Genomic DNA, 20,184 nt, shown 5'->3' with positions numbered 1-20,184 from the left:
ATCTACTACAGGAGCTTCAGTTTTTACCTCTTGTGCAGAAGCAAAAATTCCAAAAGAAATGGAAAAGGTTAATAAAAAAATTCTCATAATAATATAATTTTATTAAAATATAAAAGCTAATTACTGATTCTAAGCGATTAGTAATCATATGTATATAACCATTCGTTTAATATATGTTTAGAGTTAAGTAATTCTATAGCGTTCATTATTTTTTCAAAAAATTGACAAATATTTTCCCTGTATTTAGCCTTTAAATTGAAAGGATCTAACTTTATAATATTTCTTTTCAACAACTCTTGATATTGTTTATCGTTATAGTTATTTTCAACTCCTTTTTTAAATTCATCAATAATTTTATCTAATTTCTTAAATAATAATTCTTTTAATTCCTTGTCTTCAAGTCCGGGATATATATTGTTTTGTTTGAATTTCAGATTTTTTTTTAGACGTTCCAGATTTTCTATTTTATTTTTTTTATTTAAAAGCCGATGAAACTTATTTTTATTACAAGAACAAATCAATAATACCATTAGAAAAAAAAGTAAAAAGGATTTATAGATTTGTAAACTCTTTTTTTCATTCATTTATAACTACTATTTATATTTTGTTTATGATGGGGTTGGATTAAATGTGATTTATTTGAGTGTCCAAATATTTACTTTAAATCAAATAATTCAATGTTTGTTGAAATTTAATTCAAGTCGACAAATTTAAATTTTAAATTTATTTGGGTATATGACTAAATAGTAATATGCGATTATATTTTATTACTGTGATATCTATGTGATACCTAATAGCCTTTATTTCAGGGTTATATTTGGTACTTTATTTCACTTGGTTAGGATTTTTCTTTATAGATTTATCGTAAATTATCTTAAGTTATTTCTACAGGATAATAGTAATCATCACTCAATTTAAAAAATAAAGCAACCTAAAATCAACATAATCATGAAAAAGATTTTATTCTGTGTATTGTTATCGCAAACACTCTTTTCCCAAGTTGGAATTAATACTCAAAACCCTGAGGCGACTCTTGATATTCGTGGTAAAAATCACCTAGGTGCAGTAACAGCAACCGATGGTGTTTTGGTTCCCAGAGTAACAGATCTATCTACAAATGGTTCGGTGAAGGGGCAGTTGGTCTATCTTACTGCCAATTCAGGAACATTTACCCAAGGCTTCCACTATTGGAATGGATCAGCATGGACATCCTTTTCCGGAGGAGGGGGAGCAGGGGATTCCTCTCCTGATGCTTGGGTAGATAATGCCGGAAATGTTGTTCTTACATCTGGTAGTGTCGGTATTGAAACGAACACGCCTAACACAAATGCCGCATTAGATATTGCCTCTACCACAAAAGGTGTTTTAGTCCCAAGACTAGCACTTGTAAATTCTAATAATGCTTCTCCACTGGCTGCGCATGTTGCCGGTATGGTAGTTTATAATACGGCTAGTGTAAACGATGTGTTACCTGGTTTGTACATTAATGATGGCACGGAGTGGAAACCCACGTCTACGCCTGCCAAAGCAGCTGATACTGGGTCTAGTACCTTACCTGGTATCTCAGGGAATTTCATTTCAAAAGGAATCCCCTTAAATGCCCTAACACCAGTTAACTCTCAGCTTTGTTTAGGGAATACGTGCATTCGCTATAATGGTAGTACTGCGGCAGAATATTTGGAAATAATTAATCTCACTGATCCAATCTACTTTCTGGCTTACTATAATTATGGAAGTTCAGCCGTAGCTAACACTAATAGTGTTGTAGATAGCTCAACAGGAAATAATTGGTATCAGTTGTACAGTTTTGGTGGTTCAGCTAATACAGAAGGAGTTTCAATACACCTGGCAGTAGTAAATAAGACAACTCAGAAAGTAACTTCGTATACGATAAACGCTGAGATTCTTGTTAAAAGTGGATCAGGGTTGCCTGATGATATGTTGTTTCTCAGGTTTTATCAAAACTGATCAAGAGACTACCTACAAAAGGGCAGTTGGCAAAACTATAACTTAAAAGTATTGAACCCTATGAGTGGGGTATGGAATTTAAAAATGGATTGCCTATAATTTTATCAAATACTTTTTGCAGCTTTATTATTTCTATCTAACGAGAAAAATTTACAAACTAAAAATAAGCTTAACAAATAAAATAATAAATAACAATATGAGTCAAATAATAAAAAGAAATATAAAAAGGAAATGGAAGGTAATTCTTCAAAAAAATAGTGATATTCATACCGCTGGATTAGTTTTACCCAGTGGAAATTGGCTAGAGTTTGATCCTTTTCTCTTAATGGCAGAAGATGTATTTCAAAAAGGTGCTTTTGATCTTCATCCACATAGAGGTATAGAAACTGTGACTTATATCATTGATGGAGCACTAACGCATATCGATAATAAAGGAGGTGGTGGAATATTAAATAAGGGAGATGTACAATGGATGACAGCAGGAAGTGGGATAATGCATAATGAAGAACCACCACAAAATGTTACTGTGCATTTATTACAGTTATGGGTAAATCTACCTCGTGCACAAAAAATGACAACGCCCAGGTATCAGGATATAAAGAATAGTAGTGCTCCAGTACGTAAAGAAGAAGGTGCTACCTATAGAGTTTTTTCAGGAAATTCAGGAAGTGTTATTTCGGAAACAAAAAATCATGTTCCTGTTATAATGGTTGAGATAACAGTCCAGGCTGGCTATATAGCAACCCAAGGTCTTCCATCTTCATATAATGGCTTTTTATATATCTTGGAAGGAACGGGAATATTTGGTAACAATCTTTTTGAAGGCTCTAAAGGGGAAGTTTTAATGCTTGATGGAATCACTAGTAAAGAGGGGTCAAGTGAAATTTCAATTAAAGCTAATGATCATTTAAAACTTTTATTTTTTGCAGGCGAACCGCTACAAGAACCAGTGGTAGCAAAGGGTCCTTTTGTTATGAATACTGAAGATGAAATAAAACAAGCGTATGCTGATTTCAGATCTGGACAGTTTTAACTTAAAAGCAATAGCGATTCTGGGATGATAAATCAAAAATTAATAGGAAATAGTTTTTTTAGTTTATAAGTTTTTTTTAGAAGTTGCTACTCTGTTAATAGTAATATTAACAGAGTTGCTTCTATTAGCTAACATTTTTAATTTAACTAATCATAATTTAGTAGTTCATTCGGAAACAGATACTGCAGATGTACTTATTATTTTAATTATAATGTTTCTATGTTAATCTATTTTTAGTTTCCCCAATTTGTAGATATGGTGGTATTTTGAGATTTTAAAAAATGTGAATTATCACATCTTATTTTTTGAATTTACTTTCTCAATATTTCATTCCAATTTAGTTAATTACCTCCATATTAGCATTAGCCTCAATGTGTTCTGATAAAATAGGAGAATCTAATAGGAAGTTTTTTACTATTTAAAAAAATGGGATTGCATAAAAAAGGACTGGTTTTTACCAGTCCTTCACTTAAGAGTTTATTATAATTAGTTATTTAATGACGAGCTTTGAATTGTATACGCCTTTTGAAGAATTTATACTGATCACATAAACGCCTTTTGGTACATTTACATTAAACTCCTTTGTACTATCATTACTTTGGCTTTGATAAGCAGATGAAAATATTAATCTTCCACTGGCATCAAATATACCTACTTTTATTTCTCCTTTTAAGTTTCTTGATTTAATAAAGAAATTACCATCACTTGGATTAGGATAAATTTTGATATCGTCTGCCAACGAAGAAGCTACATCATGCGTTCCTAAACTTTGGGTTTCTCTTGTGCATACCTCCAGAGACCATCCTGTAATAGTTCCTGCATGTCCAGCAATGTTGTCTGAAGCAAATAATTTCCATTCTCCTTGTGCTGTATGGCCTTTAAAGATACCTAATGATTCATTAGACTTTATATCTCCTTGGATTGGAGTAGTACATACAGGAGTCGTTCCATTATCACTAAATGTCGCCGTTATATTATCCTGTGACCCACATGATCTGTTCCAGATAAGGGCAGATGTTCCTACAGGGCTTTCTATTCCAACTGACAAATCCTTTACATTAGGATGGGTAATGGAAGGAATAACTTTAATTTTAGTAATAGTTCCATTATTATTTACCATTAATGGTGCTATCACTTTTGGTGATGATATATTATCCACAGTTGGCCCGCCTCCTGGACCATCAATAATTACAACAGGAGCACCACTATAATTATAAGTGGCACAAGTTTCTCCCGTTACATTATAATCGATCACAAAGCTAGGGCTCACAGCATAATAGACATTTCCTACAGCCTCTATAAGAATGTAAGCATTAGATGAAGTAGAACCTGGAGGAATATTCACTTGCTCACTACCATCATTAGGCGTATTGGCTGATATAACGGTAAATGTCTGGCCTCCATTTGTAGATAATTTAATATTCACATTGGCCGTATTTATTGGAGCCTGATTTGTATTAGCTACATCCCAAGTCACATTAATGGCACTTCCAGAAGCTAATGACTGTCCGAATACTGGTGCAGTGATTTGGAAGGGTCCAGATGCTGAATTAACAGTTAATTTCACATCATCTTTATTAGTCTGAGGTGCTAGTGGATCATTATTTCTTATAGTAGCTGTGAAATTAAGCTCCCGTGCAATACTGGAAACCGATTCCCATCGTGTTGACAAAACACCTCCCAGCACTTTATTAAAATCAGGAAAATATCTTGTTGGTGTATTTACGGGTGACAATGATCTAAATATAGGGCCTGTTGGCTTTGTTGGGTAAGCAGCTGAAATGTCATTAGCCCCAAGTTGAGCAGCGGCAGCCTGGTCTGCTTGTTCCCATGTGTAGGTATAAGAAGCACTATTGCCATCTGTTGTAGTTGCGGTTAATACAAATGGGGTAGATTTAGGAATTGTATAATCTGCTCCGGCATTAATATTTGGAGCAGCATTTACAAAAGGAGTATTGATACCGCAGACAATACTGTTTATTTTATTTTTTATCTGTGTAATACTATTGGTATGATAATAATCACCTACATTAAACTGAACATCATTGCTCCCTCCTGTTATTCCTGCATATGACATAATAGTAGAACCACTTCCAGGTTCTACTTTCTGGTCAGTTTGGGTTGCATACATGGTGTAAGTATGACCAGCACCCATCTGATGTCCCATCTCATGGGCAACATAATCTATATCAAATGTACTTCCTTCTGGGAAATTGGATGAAGTATAACCTGCTGCTTTTATAGCTCCACATATCACACCTAAGCCGGCTACTCCAGTACCATTTCTTCTGTCTACCAAATGGCCCATATCATAATCACCCGATTGGATTCGGGTTGCTATGACATAGTATGCACCTTGATGATTAAAATCATTGGTAGGATCGCTGTCTGCATCATTATAGGGATCTGTTGCAGGATCTAAGAAAATAACAACATCATTATTGGCAATTAGGTTAAAATGTAATGATAAATCTTTTTCAAAAACACCATTCATTCGTGTTAAAGAAGTGTTCATTGCGGCAAGAACCACTGCTTTCTTTTGAGCTTCCGTGGCTGTAGTGGGAGTGCCGGAGGCTGTTAAATGGTACTGAGCATATTCACCTGTACATGATAAGGCAAGCCTAAAAACATTAAAACCCGCTGCTTTCTTATTTACACTTTCATTTTTTTTTTCAGCAGCCTTCTCTGCAATTTCCTTAACAGAACATTCAAAAGGTTCTTTGTCTCCTCTTTTTGCATTGGAATCAAAAACAGCATAAATACTTCTGTCTTCAGTATAAGGTTCAATAAATTCTGATATTCCAGATCGGGTAATCATTGATGAGAAGCCAACTGGAGAAAGACTAAATCTTAAATATAGAGAAGGATCTTCTAATCCTCTTCCTATATAAGATTTAATATCTGGAAACTTGGCCTGTAACTCTGGAGCCATATTTGAGTATTCCCAAACCTGAAACCTTTCCAATTTTCCACTAGCTGTAGGAAGTGAAATCACAGATCCTTTTTCGCTCGAAAAACGGGCTGGAGCTTTTTCTAGTTTCTGTTTGAGTTGATGAGCGTCTAACGAATAGAGCCCTGCATATTCTAATTTTTCCTGAGATTTTTTCACTTTTTGTGACCTCAATTCTGTTCTTGTCCACTGTGAAAATCCTAAAAAAGGAAATATCAGTGCAAAAGCAAAAATAATAAGTTTCATATTGTTTATATTTTTATAAATGAGGGCCAAAAGTAATAGATTTTCAATCTCATTGTATTGAACAATACAAGGTGTGATACCTATGTGATACTAAAGAACTACAGGTGTAGTTATAATGTGATAGTTTTAAAAGTCTTCATCCTAACAATTTCTATTGTTTAAAAAACGGATCAATTTTTATTAATATGGGTTTCTCGTGTAGGTTGTATAACATCTGCAAGGTTTCCGAACATGTCCTCAGATAATTGGAAGGCATTTTCAATGATTGGAAAGGTATTGAACTGAAGATATTCTTTTTCGGACTTTGGGAAAATTTAGGATAGATTCTTCATCCATAAATAGATATCTTCTTCAGAAGATATGTTAAGTCTTTTTCTTAGTCGATTCTTACGAAGCTGAACGGCTCGAGGGGTAACAAAAGTATATTCAGCGATATCTTTAGAAGAGAAATTTAAATATAAATAGGCGCAAAAGGTGAGTTCACTTGTTACTAATTTGGAATTGATTTCTAGTAAAGCCGAAATAAAATCAGGATAAACCTCTCTAAATCGAGTAAGGAATTCGGGGTTATTTTCCTTGGCTAATTGTATTACGACCTTAAAGGCTTCGTTTACTTTTTGTTCCAAAAAGTGAGCTTTTTGATCTTTATTGGCAATGATCTCTTCTTGAGAGTTGATTTTTTTGTTTGCAGTACGGTGTTTTATGAAAAAATAAGAAAGAAAAAGCAACACCAGAAAAATAATAATTGCTAAAAAAATAATAGCATTCTTCTTTGTTTTTTGTTGTGTATTATTTTCTTGCTCAAGAAGAAGGGTGTTAAGGGTAGTTTTTGGGAAATTTATATATTCTTGGCTCATTTTTTCTTGTAACTCATTGGCTTTTGCCTTGTATTCATTAGACTTTTCTATATTGCCAAGACTTTGATATGTTTCCGATATACAGAAGCTTGCCCACGGAATGAGACTTGAGTAATGCAATTCTTCCATATTGTCCAAAGCTTTCATAAAATGGACAAGGGCGGAATCGTTTTTCTTTTGTTGAAACTCTGAAATTCCCCATGACATTTGAGTCATGGTTATATTCTTGTAATTGTACTTTTTTCCCAGATATAAGGATTTTTTAAAACAATAAGTAGCTGAATCATACTGTTTTTTTAAAACAAGAGAGTATCCTAATAGTGAATAAAAATTGACGAGTTGTTGAGGAGGTATATTTTGTTCTTTTAAAGAATTTAAAGCATGATTTGCTTTAATTAAATAAAAAGATAAAGAATCAATATCGTTTTTACCTCCATAAAAAGCAGCAAAGTTTGTGTAGGTTTTAATTTTTATTATAGTTTTATCACGTTTGTCTGCGATTTTATTGATAAATAAAAGCACTTTCTTCTGTTCTTTTAAAGAATAGTCGGGTGAAACGATAGAATATAGTCTGCTTCTTACTGTAAATATTTCAGACATGAGGAAAGGGTCTGTCTGAGTATAGTCTTCTTTTTCCGCGGCTGATAAGCGTTTTAGAGAAGTATTGAATTTTCCCAAATCACACATTGCCTGACCAATGTAAAAATTGCTATAGGCGATTCCATATGAATAATTGATTTTTATACTTTTAGAAAGTGCTCTTTCCGCATATTCAGTGCTGGATGGCAGATCGGCTTTCTGAAATGCATTGCGGGACGAACCAATAAGTTTTAAGATCTCTTTTTCCTCAGATAATTTCTGAGCATGTAGAGCTATAGGAAAAAGAATTATAGTTAATAAATAGAGGATGTGTTTCATTTTATAAGATTATAATAATCTTTTTATCAAGATGAATTATTTAACTGGAGTACGGATAATTAAATTTTATTATCATACCATTTTGGTTTAATAATAATTCTAATTTCTTAAAATTACATATTTTATTCTTTTTCATCTTAAATTAAAGAGGCTTTTTTAAACTTTGCAAATGTATACAGACTGACTTATAAAATTATGGCATTTATCGGGACTTTTATAACATGTGATATCTGTGTGATATCAAAAAATATGATAAATTACTATTAGTTATATGGTATATATAAAGTACTGGGAAAAATACATGATGTTTACACAAATAAGAAAAGAAAACCCCCACAGATAAAAATAAGAATTATTAAATCTCTGATCATAGCTATCAAACCGGATTAAGTATTGTCCGAAATGATTTAAAGATTCGTCTATTTCAGCTATTGTCAATGGAACTAGGAATAATTTTTCAAAATATTCTTCTGTTGCTTATGCTAGCAAAATAATAGGTATTGGACCAGGGATCAAATATTGTCATAAGAAAAAACTCATCAGTGAAGGTGTTTAAAATTAAGACGTCCCAATTTTTAAATCATGACAAGAATATTTTTGCAATAATTGTTTATTGCTCATATATTTTTAATGTTTGGTGTGAATTTCTGAATCGGATTACTATTTCACTTTGTTTTGATGTAAAATGTTTAAATTTGGTAGGTCTGGTTTATAATATTTCTGTATGACAATCACTAGATTACTTTCCTTCATTATTCTCTTCTCTTTTGTTGATTTTTTTCCGCAGACTACGGATGAAAATTATATGGATATTAGAAGGCGGTATGAAAACCTTCAAAAGAATAATTCCAGCGCTTTGCCATCGGTACGGCGATATATTGAAAAAGCAAAAAAGGAAAAGAATTACTCCCGGCTGGTTCAGGGGTATAAGGATGCCGTGCTTTTTTCTCCCTTGGAGAAAAATAAGATGCTATATGCTGATAGTACTATTTTAGCATCATTGAAATCAGAAGACAATGATTTAATAAGTACTGCCTACCTTGGTAAGGGTATTATTTATTATTTTAATTTTAAGAAGTTTGAACTGGCCCTGGATGAATATCTTAAAGCCTATCATTATGCAAAAAATACCACGGACGATTATCTTAAACATAAAGTAAAATACCATCTCGGCGTTGTTAAAAGCTATCTGGGGTATTATCATGAAGCTTTGGAGCTGTTTACCGACTGCTATCTTTTTTTTGAAAAAAAGTCTAAGGAAAAATTACATCCAAATGAGCTCTACAATAATACAAGAGGGTATTACAATACCCTACACCAAATGATGGTTTGTTACAGAAATCTCAAACAATTTAAAACTTCCGACAGTCTGGTCAATATAGCACTTTCAAAGACCTATGATATGGATGATTTTGCTCTTGAGCGTGGGTATTTCTTTAAGTGCAAAGGTTTAATGGAATATAACCACAAAAATTACAGGGCTGCGATATCTGATCTTAATAGATCATTGGATCCACTGTTAAAAGCACAGGACTTTACCTGGGCTTCTGTAGTCTATTATTACTTAGGTAAAAGTTATCTGGGCACCAGCGAAACAAAAAGTCTGCGATATTTTACAAAAGTTGATTCAATTTTCAATATCCACCATTTTATATTACCCGAAGTAAGAGCAAGTTATGAACACTTAATTAACAAAAGTAAAAAAGATAAAAGTTTAGAAAATGAATTATACTATACCAGACAGCTGTTAAAGGTGGATAGTGTTTTGGGTAAAGACTTTAGTTATTTATCCACAAAGATCCATAAAGAGTATGACACTAGAATACTTAGTGATAAGAGAGAAGAGCTGGAGAAAAAGAGTATGGGGAGATTGATCTCAACGGTTGTTTTTATTATACTTACAGCATTCTTTTTATGCCTGTTTATAGTCCGTTATTACAGGGAACGAAGAATTCAAAAAAAATATACAGAGCTCCAGCAAAAATTAAGCTTGCAAACTGTCAAAATTAATAAAGATTCAGATGAGAAGTCTGTCGAACCTATTGATGAACAGAAAAAGAGTATACTCAGCTTGGAGCAGAGAGAGGAATTATCGATCAAACTTTCAAAATTTGAAACAAGTAACGGCTTTATCAAAAAAGGGCTTACACAAAGTAAATTGGCCTCACAGCTTGGTACAAACACTTACTATTTGTCGACATACATTAACGAAAATAAAAAAGTCAATTTTAACCGTTATTTAGGTGACTTACGCATTGCATACATTACAGAGCTTCTGAATTCCAATAAAAAATACCTCAATTATACCATTGAAGCATTGGCCGAAGAATGTGGGATTTCCTCCAGGCAGAATTTCTCAGATCTCTTTTATGAAATCAACGGAATAAGGCCTAAAGATTTTATACGGAAAAGGAAGGAAGAACTGGAAGGTCATTGAATTTCAGACGTGTAAATATGAGTCTGTGTCATTTTCTGAAGGAAGGGCTATTTATCCATATATAAAACTTTTCCGAATCAAAAAATGCCATAGTAAACATTATTTATTTTCAAATATTGAGATGGGTGCCAATTATTTAATATTTGATTATCAGTATTATAAGTTAGTGTCATATATGTGTAATAGGAAATTATTTACAATACAATTTTCATTCGTGTAATATTATAAAAGTTATTTAAAGCTAGTAAAATAGTATGTAGTATTTATTTACGTTCCAGGCAGTAAATGACAAATTATTTTTATGATTCTAAACGCACAAATGGATCAAATGTATCAATACAGGGTAATCTACCCTGTATTGAATACAAAAATTCCATTAAAATGATTTTAATGGAATGAATTTATTTTTTATTAATATCCTTCATCCAAATATAGATATCCTCATTAGAGGGTATATTTAATTTTTTCCTTAATCTATTCTTTCTGGTTTGTATGGATTGAGGTTGTACAAAGGTGTATGTGGCAATATCTTTAGATGAAAAATTGAGAAATAATAAGGCACAGAATTTTAATTCACTATTTTGCATCTGAGGTTCTATCTGTTGTAATGCAGGGAAAAAGTCTGGATAGACTTCAACAAATCGGGTGAGAAATTCGGAATCATTATTTTTTGCAAGCTGTACTACCTCATCAAAAGCGAGATTAAGTTTTTTACTTAGTATGTTGGTTTCTTTTTCTTTTTGCATGATTTTTTTCCGTTCCTTACGAATTTTTATTGTGATAAATAAAAGAAGAACTATCACAATCAGAATCCCGGCACAGATGTAATACATCAAATATTGAATTTTAGATTTTGCTTTTTTTTCTTTGTGTTTAACTAATTCTTTTACTGTGGATTCAGTCGAATTTTCTCTAATCTTTCGTAAGTTATCACTTAGAAACTTACGTTTTTGAATATATTCCTCAGTCAGCTTTTTATCTCCTTTTTTTTCATGCGCTTCAATTATTAGTTTGTATAGGTACTCTAAGGCAAAATTGTTTTGAATCTTTTTGGTAAGGGCAATTGCTGTTTCATAATTTTTAATTGCCAGATCATATTCTTTTTTGTTACAATGAATAAGGCCTCTTACCTGGTATAATTTAAAAATCTTTTTACCCACTAATTTTTCCGGTCGGTTTTCCAGAAGCTTAAGGTCTATTTCAGCAGAATCTATTTTTTTTTCGTCAATCTTTAATTCTATTGATTCTAATAAAAACCATACTAAATTGCTTTTCAATTCTGAATTTAGTTTTTTTTGTGATTGCAAAATATGAATGGCTTTATCGGTGTATAATGCTGCAGAATCACATTTATTATTCCGTCTATATATCAGACCCATATTATAATATGCTTCTGATTTTGATTTTATTTTTGCCTTATCATCGGTCATCTGATCAGATAACGTAATTATTTCCTCAAATTCATTAATAGCTTCTTTGTATAACCCAATATTCATATAATTATAGCTGTGAAGGGTTAAAATAGTGATTTGAGTAGAGATACTATTTTGAGTATATCTTTCTTTTTCGGCCAGTTTTAAGTAAAATAAACTTTTAGGATGGTTTCCTGCAAAAAAATATCGGGTTGCCAGGTTTATACAGCTTGCAACGATACCTTTCGAATATTCTATTTTATTAGAGTTATTTAATATGATAATATTTGCTTTAATACATTCATTGGTTTTCCCATTTTTGAAGAAATTATCAGCCTTTGTAATTTCTGAGTCTATATATTGGGATGTTATTTTTTGCTGAGCAAATAGTAGGGAAGAAAATAAAAGAAATAAAATTCTTATCATTTATAAATTATTTTTAATGTGTAAAATGTATTAATTAATAAAACTAGTTAAAATATAGATAATCGCGAATTGCTTTAATGTATTGGTAAATGATTTCGTTATTATCAATTCATTTTATAGGGAGATTAAAGTCAAAACGGTGTCAAAAGACGGCTTAAAAATATAAAATTATTGTTTATTGCTGGCTGATTTATGCAGATTAATTTTTATATGAATGGTATTTATTTAGTTGATTTTCAGGTGTTTGATTTTTTGTAATATATGTGTAATAGCATCTGACTGTATGGTTTATTTGTTTAGAATGTATAATTGCAGAGTGATCGATAACTGATTGTGATAATTAATAATAAAAAGAATAATTAAAAACCACAACCAGATTTTATGGAAATCACAATTTTAATAACATAAAATATTTATTCATGAAAAATTTTAAAATCATTATTGCAGCCTTAGGGCTACTTACTTTCGCAGCATGTGAAAGATCAGAGGAAAACCTGAATTCGGCAGCTCCTTCACAGGAGGATAAAAAGAGTTTTAAGTTGGGTGCAAGGTTTGTAGATGAAAATGTTTATAAAACATTTAAAACGGCAGACATGGAATATTTAAGCCATAAATTTAAAGGTAAGAATTCAGCATCTGTTGCTGCATTGATTCCGGCATCTTATACTATTGCAAGTTCAGCTATAGGAAATCAAGGTGGTGAAGGTTCTTGCGTAGGTTGGGCGACAGCTTACGCAGCAACAAGTTCACTTGAATATAATTTTAAAGGAATATCTCAGGCCAGAAGCCCAGAATATGTGTACAATCAAATTAAAATTGGATCATGTAATGATGGCTCTTATATAAGCGATGCATTGAATCTCATTAAAAACCAAGGTGTTTGTAGCATTACTGAGATGCCATATAACGATACGAACTGCTCAGTGCAGCCAAGCGCATCTCAGAAAAATGCTGCAAGTACCCATAAATTTACAAGCTGGGCAACAGTAGATAATACTAATATTGCCAATGTGAAAACCCTATTAAGCATGAATCTTCCTATTATTATCGGCATTCCTGTAGACCAGGCTTTTTGGAATATTGGAAATACGGGATGGATTTGGAAAAAACGTTCTGGCCGGGTGGATGGAGGCCATGCTGTTTGTGTAATAGGATATGATGATAACAAGCAAGCATTTAAAGTTCAGAACTCCTGGGGTGCAGGTTGGGGATCAAATGGTTATTTTTGGATTGATTATTCATTTTTTGCAAAATCCAGATTTAATACTGCAGCAAGAGCTATAAGTGAGAGCTATGTGGCCTATGTGGAGTAATAGCCTACAGTAGGATGTATTTACAGTTATAATTTGTTATAAAAATTACTATTTATTAATGACCGGAAGTTCCGGTCATTTTTACTAGATGTCAATAACTTAGAAGTATCATAAGTTTATTCTTTTTACAAGAAATATTTTTTTAGAATTGCCTGATCTTATCAGGAATACAAGATGAATAAGTTTTTAAATTCAATGAATATCAATTGTTTGAAATTTTGTAATAGCTATGTAATAGCCTATTATTAAATAGATAGATTATTAGGGCGTATCATTGTAGATCGAAATTAGTCATAAAACGGGATCCATCACCTTATGTATTCCAATTGTGATCATTTTCAATAAAAGTTTATATTATTTTAATGGCCGGGATTTTCTCGGTCATTTTTATTGTCTGAATATAATTAAAGACGATAGCTGGCTGATACTTTCCAAAAATGCTATTATACATTTGAATAAATTTTATAATACTCTCTATTTGTTTAGCATATAATGAATTCGGTAACCAATGCAGTGTGGATAAATGATAAGTTAATTTTTCAAGTTGTTGCTTTAAAATAGGGTTATTGGAAACAAGGGTAGTTGTTATTTAAGTGACTGAAATGTAGTTGGTTGAAATTATGTAATAGCCTTGTAATAGCCCATTGTACTATACACAGGTTATTTAAATGGTATCATTGCATCATGCAATACATAATTGGCTTCTTTTATTAATATTTTATATTCCTATAGCTAATTAGAAGAACATTATACATGAGTTGATCCCCATATTAGTCATTATAATAGGTGGTTCAATATAATTCGAAATACAGAATAATCTACGATGATTCAATCTCTATAACGCAAATAATAAAAATTTTATGAAAAAAAGAACAAGTATTTGTATTTCTGTACTATTTTCTGGTGCAGTATTTTCCCAGGTGGGCATTAATACAATAAACCCACAACAAGTCTTCCATATTGATGGACTAAAAAATAATCCGGCAACAGGGAGCCCAACAGTTCAGCAGCAAACAGATGATTTCGTGGTAACAGCTGATGGTAAAATAGGTGCGGGAATTACGGCACCTACTCAAAAACTGGATGTTGATGGGAAAGTAAGAATAAGAAATACCGAATTTTTAACAGGAACCCATTCTCCTTTATATGTGGATGAAAATGGGGTTTTGGGAAAGTCAAATGTTATTGAATCACAAATAGCATTTTTTACATCAAAGAATACGTTTAATTATCCTGCAGTAAGTTATAATAATGGGGATGAGCAGACTGTTCCTGTAACCTTGAGCGATAGTTCCTTAAATAATATTGGAGTAACTGTTCCGGCAAATGGGCTGGTCAAGATAAGCAAAGGAGGAGTTTATATGATTTCAGCGTCTGTGACTCCACAATTGAATTTTGTAAATGATGGTGATGGGTACGCTTACATGGCAATAAATATTGATATTTCTACAAACGGAGGCACGGTTTGGCAATCAGTATCTGGGGGAAGACCTATTTTTCCCAGATTGGCGGTAGGCGCTGTAAGAAATTACTCATTTACAATACCTACCATAATCAGAACATTAAATACTGATGACTTACTTAGGATTAAATTTTATAGAACCATGCAAAGTGGTGGTGGATCAACAGCATTGCAGGGCTCTAGCCTCAATACTATTTCATTTGGGAGCTCATATGGTGCCCCTACCTATACTTTGTCAATAACCAAACTCTGATACCATTGTATTTATTTAATTTTAATATTAAACAGGTGTGAATAATTAACACCTGTTTTTAGTTAATAACCCCATAGTTTAGTTAAGATAGGTATGACTTTATAATCTTAATTTTACTTATTTATTTCTGTTTTTTTACTTTAATAATAGTTTTGAGTTTTTTAATAAGAGAATAGTATTTTGTGTAACTGTACATTCTGGACCGGTTTAGTGAACCGGTTAATTGATCGCTGAAATTAATATCCTTCATCCAAATATAAATGTCAATATTTGATGGGATTCTTAATTTCTTCCTTAATCTGTTCTTTTTTGTTTGTACGGACTGCGGTTGTAAAAGGGTATATTGAGCAATATCCTTACTTGAAAAATTGAGAAATAACAAGGCGCAAAACCGTAATTCACTGACAAGCATCTTGGGTTCTATTTTTAAAAGTTTTGGAAAAAAATCAGGATAAGCTTCCTGAAATCGGTTAAGAAATTCCGGATCATTGTTTTTAGCCAGCCTTACTACTTCCTCAAAATCAATATTAAGTTTTTTATTTAATAATTTTACTTCTTGATTTTTTTCATTTAAAACTTTTTGTTCTGTGCGGGCTCTTTTAAAAATATATACAGAAATAACGATTATCAATAGGATCACTACAATAATAATATTAACTAAGAAATCACTCTTGGATTTTAGTTTTTCTTCTTTTTTTGTCACTAATTCTTTTACAATATTTTCCGTTGAATGCTCAGAACTGGTATTTAAGCTGTCTTTTATGGAGGTAAGTTTCTTATAAACTTTTCTGTATGATTCTTTATCGTTGATTTTCAGATATACCTGAGATAATGACCGATTTAAATCCGATATTACATGAATGTTTTTAGTCTCTTTAGTCAGTTCCAATGCTTTTTTATAAAAACTAATGGCTGAGGCATATTCTTTTCTCCTTTCACAGATTATACCCCTTAGTTGATACGTTTTTGCATTACTGACTAAAGTTAACTTTTTAGATTGTGCTTCTACTTCGCTTAAATATATATCTGCAGAGTCAATTTTATTTTCATCAATTTTAACTTCCACCAATGCTAAATGGGCCAAATCTGACATATTTTGCATTTTTGGGCTTCTATGGTGCGGTAATATGTTAATTGCTTTCCTAACACTTAGGGTGGCTGAATCAAATTGTCCTTTGGCCCTGTACGTTACACCGAGATCAATGAATATAGATGCTTTATTGTATATTCTTATTGAATCAACAGTGATCTTATCTGATAATTCAGCCACTTCTTTAAGCTCTGCAACGGCATCTGTATAAAGACCTATTGCAATATAATTATAACTGATAAGATGTTTTATTTTCATCTCTGTATAAACATCGTCTTTAGTATACTTCTCCGTTTTTGCCTGATTTAAATATTCCAGACTTTTTTTATAATTCCCTTCAAAAATGGAAATATTGGAAAGATTTAAATAGCTTAACGTAATTCCTTTTGAGTAATGGATTTGTTTAGATTTTTCTAAAATATCCTCATTCCCTTTTAAATATAAATCATGTTTTCCTGTAAGTGATAAGGCATTTACTTCTGTAATTTTTGAATCAATATATTGTGGCGTGATCTTTTCCTGGGCAAACAGACAAACAGGAAGTAAAAAGAAGAAAATTTTCATCATAGTTTAAGGATTATAAAAAATGTTTTGGCTAATAACTGATTGTATATATCTTTTCTGATTGAATTTTTTTATTGATAAATTATGAATCCAATACATTGATAAGTGGGGTGTTAGTAATATGAATTTATTCAATTGATGATGTATATAAAGCTAGGTAATATTTTAATACAAGCATATAATTATAAAATGGGTGAAGAGGTTTTATACATTTATCTTTAGTGATTAGGATTAATCATTTTCTCCGTACGTAATAGTAAATCTCACTTATTGAAAGCAATATTAAGAATTTGGGTGACTTAAAACTATAGGGGACATATGACATAGGTATTACATGTTCAAATTTTTCAGAAATTTTAATAGGAGAAATTCATTTAATTTTTAGGAATCAATATTTAGGAGCATGTATAGCTTCTTTTCTTTTTAAACAAGCAAAAACTATTAACTGATTATGTGATTGGAAGCAGTTTATTTAATTGTCATATCTGTGTAATATATTTTTTTTTCTTGTGTTTGGGATAATGATATATTTTTGGGGTATTAATATGCAATATATTTGATAATCAGAATGATAGTCAGTGTGTTGCGAAAATATAATAAAATGAAAAAAATATTTTTACCTCTGATTTTACTTATCTCAGTTACTGCGTATTCGCAGGTTGGTATCAACAACACAACGCCTAGTGCGTCATTAGATGTTGTAAGTAAAGGAAATACAAATGCAACAAAAGCATTGGAAATTAATGATAATACCAATAAGGAATTGGTAAGTGTATCAGATACCGGGGTTGTACGTCTTGAAAACTATAAAAGTTACAGCTTTTTGGGAACTGATTCCAATGGTAATCTGAAAGACGGAGCTGCATTAAATATTCCAAGCATGGCAGCTATCGGGACAATAATAGGAGATTCATCTTTAGAGAACGCAAATGTTTTTTATACCATACCATTTACGATAAATAAAATAAATGCAGATAATCTTACTTATAATAATGGTATTTTTACGGTAAACAAAGCAGGGTATTACTCAATCACGAGCTATAATTATATAGTACTGACAAACGGAGGCGGTAGCGCTCAATCACAAATATTTAAGAATACAAGTGTTGCTTCTTTAACATTAACCGGGCATGGTGACGGATCGACATTTGTAGGCCATACAACAAACTATACCGGATTTTATGGTGTGGGAGATCAAATAATTATAAAAGCAGATTATACAAGAACATTCAGAGTCTCATCAGGCTCACTCAGTATTGTTTACTACGGATCCTAGGATTCTTAGTGTTTTCTCAATTTTTTTCTTTTAACGATTCTAAAACACAAATGAATCAAATGGCATCTATACAGGATGTCCCTGTCCTGTATAAGGTGCTATAATAATGCCTGCATATAAAACTTTTTGTAGATGAATTTTAAATATATACACATAGGTAATCTTATTCAGATAAAATTTCAAGAAAAGAAAATAAAAATTGACAGAGCCTGTCTTTTTTTTAAATGCACTGAACACGATATTAAATGTATGTTTAAGGAAGAAAGTATTTCTGTAGACATTCTTCTTAAGTGGTGTAAATTATTGGAATATGACTTCTTTAGGATATATTCCCAGCACTTGATCATGTATTCACCTCCTGCATCTATTAATTATAATAAGTCCACTTCTAAACTTCCATCTTTTAGGAAAAACATCTACACAAAGGAAATTATAGAATTCATTCTAAATCTGATGGCAACAGAACAAAAAACGAAAAAGCAGATCATAGAAGAATATAATATACCTAAAACGACTTTGTATAAATGGCTTATTAAGCATTCGGAATCGAAAATTTAACTATGATTTATGAAGAAATATCCTGATCATAAACGAATTTATGTGGATATCTTAAACTCAGAGTATCCTGATAAACTAGCTGAATGTAGTGGAATTCTAAGGAAAAAAACACTTTCGACATTAGATATCATATCACTTAATATGATAATTTTTGGTCAAAAAGACAGAGAAACTTCACTTGTTAACCAAAGACTTCGTGCTTACAGTTATGAAGCTATTGTAGATATTCTTGAATATCAAAGAAAACACAATATGACAAATTCAGAGATTGCTTTGCATTTTAAAATTAGTAGAAATAGCATTGCCAAGTGGAAGAAAAAATATAAATAATATACTTACTTTAAAAATACAGTTTTTAACCACTGCTTAGGTGATTTACATATTACATACATTTTAGAGAAATAGATGCGAATATGGACTCCTTCATCCAGGATCTTTTGGTATCAAATCTGGATCTCTTACAGAAGTATTGTGACCGTTATAGTACATCGGTTTTATCATTAGAATTCAGAACATCCTTTAGGTGATAATATATAAATTTTCTTTTGATACAGAGATTTTGTTACAATTTTTCCTAATTCAGCTACTCATATTTAGCTATTTGTCATGAACTTTGCTATACTTAATGAAAATAAGACCATGCTGAAAATCTTACTTATTGTAACCAATACAGGAATGTACGCCAGCGGTAGATTAGAGACAGGTCTATGGCTAAGTGAATTGACACATATCTATCATGCTGCCAAAGAAAAAGGCTATAAGATTACAATTTCCAGCCCAAAAGGTGGAAGCGTTCCTGTTGATCCGGAAAGCCTTAAAAGATTCACACTCGATAAGATCTCTGAAAAATATTGGACCGATAAGAGCTTTAGGGAATTGCTTGGAAATAGCCACCCATTGTCCGATGTTATTCAAAAAGAATATGATTTGGTCTATTTAACTGGTGGGCACGGTACAATGTATGATTTTCCGGATGACCCAACTATACAATTCATTATTAAAAATCAGTATGAAAAAGGAAAAAAAGTCGCCGCCATTTGTCATGGTGTAGGAGGCTTGCTTAATGTCAAGATTTCTAATGGCGAATATTTGATAAAAGGAAAATCCATTACCGGTTTTGACTGGTTTGAAGAAAGTATTGCCAGAAGAAAGCGAGAGGTTCCATTTAATCTTGAAGCAGCGATCAAGGAACGGGGTGCAGATCTTAAGAAAGCTTTTATTCCGATGACTTCAAATGTTGTGGTGGACGGAAATCTAATTACCGGACAAAATCCATTCAGTTCCAAAGAAATGGCGAAAATAGTTATTAAAGAGCTTGATAAACAATAGTATAAGCTGCGTCGGACGAGAATGAAGCTTTTGAGAATATGGGGATAGGAAATAGGCAAGCTGAAATTTAAGGTTAGAATTTGACATTTTAT

14 protein-coding genes are annotated in these 20,184 nt (G+C 31.9%); 9 read left to right on the top strand and 5 right to left on the bottom strand.

Features of this window, described 5'->3' with window-relative positions:
- Positions 1-137 precede the first annotated feature (137 nt).
- Positions 138-584, bottom strand: a complete 447-nt coding sequence (locus AC3WRL_RS18920; RefSeq protein WP_492331019.1) for a DUF4844 domain-containing protein — start codon at positions 582-584, stop codon at positions 138-140.
- A 364-nt stretch (positions 585-948) separates the two neighbouring features.
- Here AC3WRL_RS18920 and AC3WRL_RS18915 point away from each other — a divergent pair, with 364 nt between their 5' ends.
- Together AC3WRL_RS18915 and AC3WRL_RS18910 are read left to right on the top strand one after the other, a co-directional pair.
- On the top strand, positions 949-1,968 hold the full coding sequence (locus AC3WRL_RS18915) for a phage tail-like protein (protein WP_492331018.1): 1,020 nt from the start codon (positions 949-951) through the stop codon (positions 1,966-1,968).
- Positions 1,969-2,164: 196 nt separating this feature from the next.
- Positions 2,165-3,001, top strand: coding sequence for a pirin family protein (locus AC3WRL_RS18910; protein WP_492331017.1), 837 nt, complete (start codon positions 2,165-2,167; stop codon positions 2,999-3,001).
- 490 nt (positions 3,002-3,491) lie between these two features.
- Here the strand turns inward: AC3WRL_RS18910 and AC3WRL_RS18905 are convergent, their stop codons facing one another.
- Complete coding sequence (locus AC3WRL_RS18905; RefSeq protein WP_492331016.1) at positions 3,492-6,197, bottom strand: reprolysin-like metallopeptidase; 2,706 nt, start codon at positions 6,195-6,197, stop codon at positions 3,492-3,494.
- Between the two features lie 314 nt (positions 6,198-6,511).
- Positions 6,512-7,741 (bottom strand): hypothetical protein, encoded by a 1,230-nt coding sequence (locus AC3WRL_RS18900; protein WP_492331015.1) that lies wholly within the window; start codon positions 7,739-7,741, stop codon positions 6,512-6,514.
- A gap of 955 nt (positions 7,742-8,696) precedes the next feature.
- On the opposite strand from AC3WRL_RS18900, the gene AC3WRL_RS18895 reads away from it, so the two are divergent.
- On the top strand, positions 8,697-10,409 hold the full coding sequence (locus AC3WRL_RS18895) for a helix-turn-helix domain-containing protein (protein WP_492331014.1): 1,713 nt from the start codon (positions 8,697-8,699) through the stop codon (positions 10,407-10,409).
- Positions 10,410-10,810: 401 nt separating this feature from the next.
- On the opposite strand, the gene AC3WRL_RS18890 is transcribed toward AC3WRL_RS18895, so the two are convergent.
- Positions 10,811-12,247, bottom strand: coding sequence for a tetratricopeptide repeat protein (locus tag AC3WRL_RS18890; protein WP_492331013.1), 1,437 nt, complete (start codon positions 12,245-12,247; stop codon positions 10,811-10,813).
- Between the two features lie 419 nt (positions 12,248-12,666).
- On the opposite strand from AC3WRL_RS18890, the gene AC3WRL_RS18885 reads away from it, so the two are divergent.
- On the top strand, positions 12,667-13,560 hold the full coding sequence (locus AC3WRL_RS18885; RefSeq protein ID WP_492331012.1) for a C1 family peptidase: 894 nt from the start codon (positions 12,667-12,669) through the stop codon (positions 13,558-13,560).
- An 860-nt stretch (positions 13,561-14,420) separates the two neighbouring features.
- On the top strand, positions 14,421-15,275 hold the full coding sequence (locus tag AC3WRL_RS18880; RefSeq protein WP_492331011.1) for a hypothetical protein: 855 nt from the start codon (positions 14,421-14,423) through the stop codon (positions 15,273-15,275).
- A gap of 121 nt (positions 15,276-15,396) precedes the next feature.
- Here the strand turns inward: AC3WRL_RS18880 and AC3WRL_RS18875 are convergent, their stop codons facing one another.
- Complete coding sequence (locus AC3WRL_RS18875; RefSeq protein ID WP_492331010.1) at positions 15,397-16,932, bottom strand: tetratricopeptide repeat protein; 1,536 nt, start codon at positions 16,930-16,932, stop codon at positions 15,397-15,399.
- Between the two features lie 598 nt (positions 16,933-17,530).
- Between AC3WRL_RS18875 and AC3WRL_RS18870 the strand changes: the two genes are divergently transcribed.
- The 4 genes from AC3WRL_RS18870 (at position 17,531) to AC3WRL_RS18855 (ending at position 20,092) form a co-directional block, all read left to right on the top strand.
- Positions 17,531-18,205, top strand: coding sequence for a hypothetical protein (locus AC3WRL_RS18870; protein WP_261511785.1), 675 nt, complete (start codon positions 17,531-17,533; stop codon positions 18,203-18,205).
- A 249-nt stretch (positions 18,206-18,454) separates the two neighbouring features.
- Positions 18,455-18,763 carry a hypothetical protein gene (locus AC3WRL_RS18865; protein ID WP_315941749.1) on the top strand — a complete coding sequence of 103 codons (309 nt, stop codon included), beginning with the start codon at positions 18,455-18,457 and terminating at the stop codon, positions 18,761-18,763.
- A gap of 9 nt (positions 18,764-18,772) precedes the next feature.
- Entirely contained in the window at positions 18,773-19,093 is a 321-nt protein-coding gene (locus tag AC3WRL_RS18860) for a helix-turn-helix domain-containing protein (protein WP_492331009.1), read from the top strand.
- Between the two features lie 276 nt (positions 19,094-19,369).
- Positions 19,370-20,092: a type 1 glutamine amidotransferase domain-containing protein gene (locus tag AC3WRL_RS18855; protein ID WP_492331008.1), complete on the top strand. Its 723-nt coding sequence runs from the start codon at positions 19,370-19,372 to the stop codon at positions 20,090-20,092.
- Positions 20,093-20,184 lie beyond the last annotated feature (92 nt).

It is taken from the genome of Chryseobacterium sp. FW101-FHT12H09, from assembly GCF_058790395.1.
The sequence above is the reverse complement of the archived record's forward strand: the minus strand, read 5'-3'. Positions and strand labels throughout refer to the sequence as shown.

What these genes read in the sequence shown, in the direction of transcription:
- AC3WRL_RS18900 (WP_492331015.1), bottom strand. Translation starts at nt 7,741, where the DNA reads ATGTGTGATTTGGGAAAATTCAATACTTCTCTAAAACGCTTATCAGCC.
- AC3WRL_RS18880 (WP_492331011.1), top strand. Translation starts at nt 14,421, where the DNA reads ATGAAAAAAAGAACAAGTATTTGTATTTCTGTACTATTTTCTGGTGCA.
- AC3WRL_RS18870 (WP_261511785.1), top strand. Translation starts at nt 17,531, where the DNA reads ATGAAAAAAATATTTTTACCTCTGATTTTACTTATCTCAGTTACTGCG.
- AC3WRL_RS18875 (WP_492331010.1), bottom strand. Translation starts at nt 16,932, where the DNA reads ATGATGAAAATTTTCTTCTTTTTACTTCCTGTTTGTCTGTTTGCCCAG.
- AC3WRL_RS18865 (WP_315941749.1), top strand. Translation starts at nt 18,455, where the DNA reads ATGTTTAAGGAAGAAAGTATTTCTGTAGACATTCTTCTTAAGTGGTGT.
- AC3WRL_RS18905 (WP_492331016.1), bottom strand. Translation starts at nt 6,197, where the DNA reads ATGAAACTTATTATTTTTGCTTTTGCACTGATATTTCCTTTTTTAGGA.
- AC3WRL_RS18890 (WP_492331013.1), bottom strand. Translation starts at nt 12,247, where the DNA reads ATGATAAGAATTTTATTTCTTTTATTTTCTTCCCTACTATTTGCTCAG.
- AC3WRL_RS18860 (WP_492331009.1), top strand. Translation starts at nt 18,773, where the DNA reads ATGAAGAAATATCCTGATCATAAACGAATTTATGTGGATATCTTAAAC.
- AC3WRL_RS18885 (WP_492331012.1), top strand. Translation starts at nt 12,667, where the DNA reads ATGAAAAATTTTAAAATCATTATTGCAGCCTTAGGGCTACTTACTTTC.
- AC3WRL_RS18910 (WP_492331017.1), top strand. Translation starts at nt 2,165, where the DNA reads ATGAGTCAAATAATAAAAAGAAATATAAAAAGGAAATGGAAGGTAATT.
- AC3WRL_RS18855 (WP_492331008.1), top strand. Translation starts at nt 19,370, where the DNA reads ATGAACTTTGCTATACTTAATGAAAATAAGACCATGCTGAAAATCTTA.
- AC3WRL_RS18920 (WP_492331019.1), bottom strand. Translation starts at nt 584, where the DNA reads ATGAATGAAAAAAAGAGTTTACAAATCTATAAATCCTTTTTACTTTTT.
- AC3WRL_RS18915 (WP_492331018.1), top strand. Translation starts at nt 949, where the DNA reads ATGAAAAAGATTTTATTCTGTGTATTGTTATCGCAAACACTCTTTTCC.
- AC3WRL_RS18895 (WP_492331014.1), top strand. Translation starts at nt 8,697, where the DNA reads ATGACAATCACTAGATTACTTTCCTTCATTATTCTCTTCTCTTTTGTT.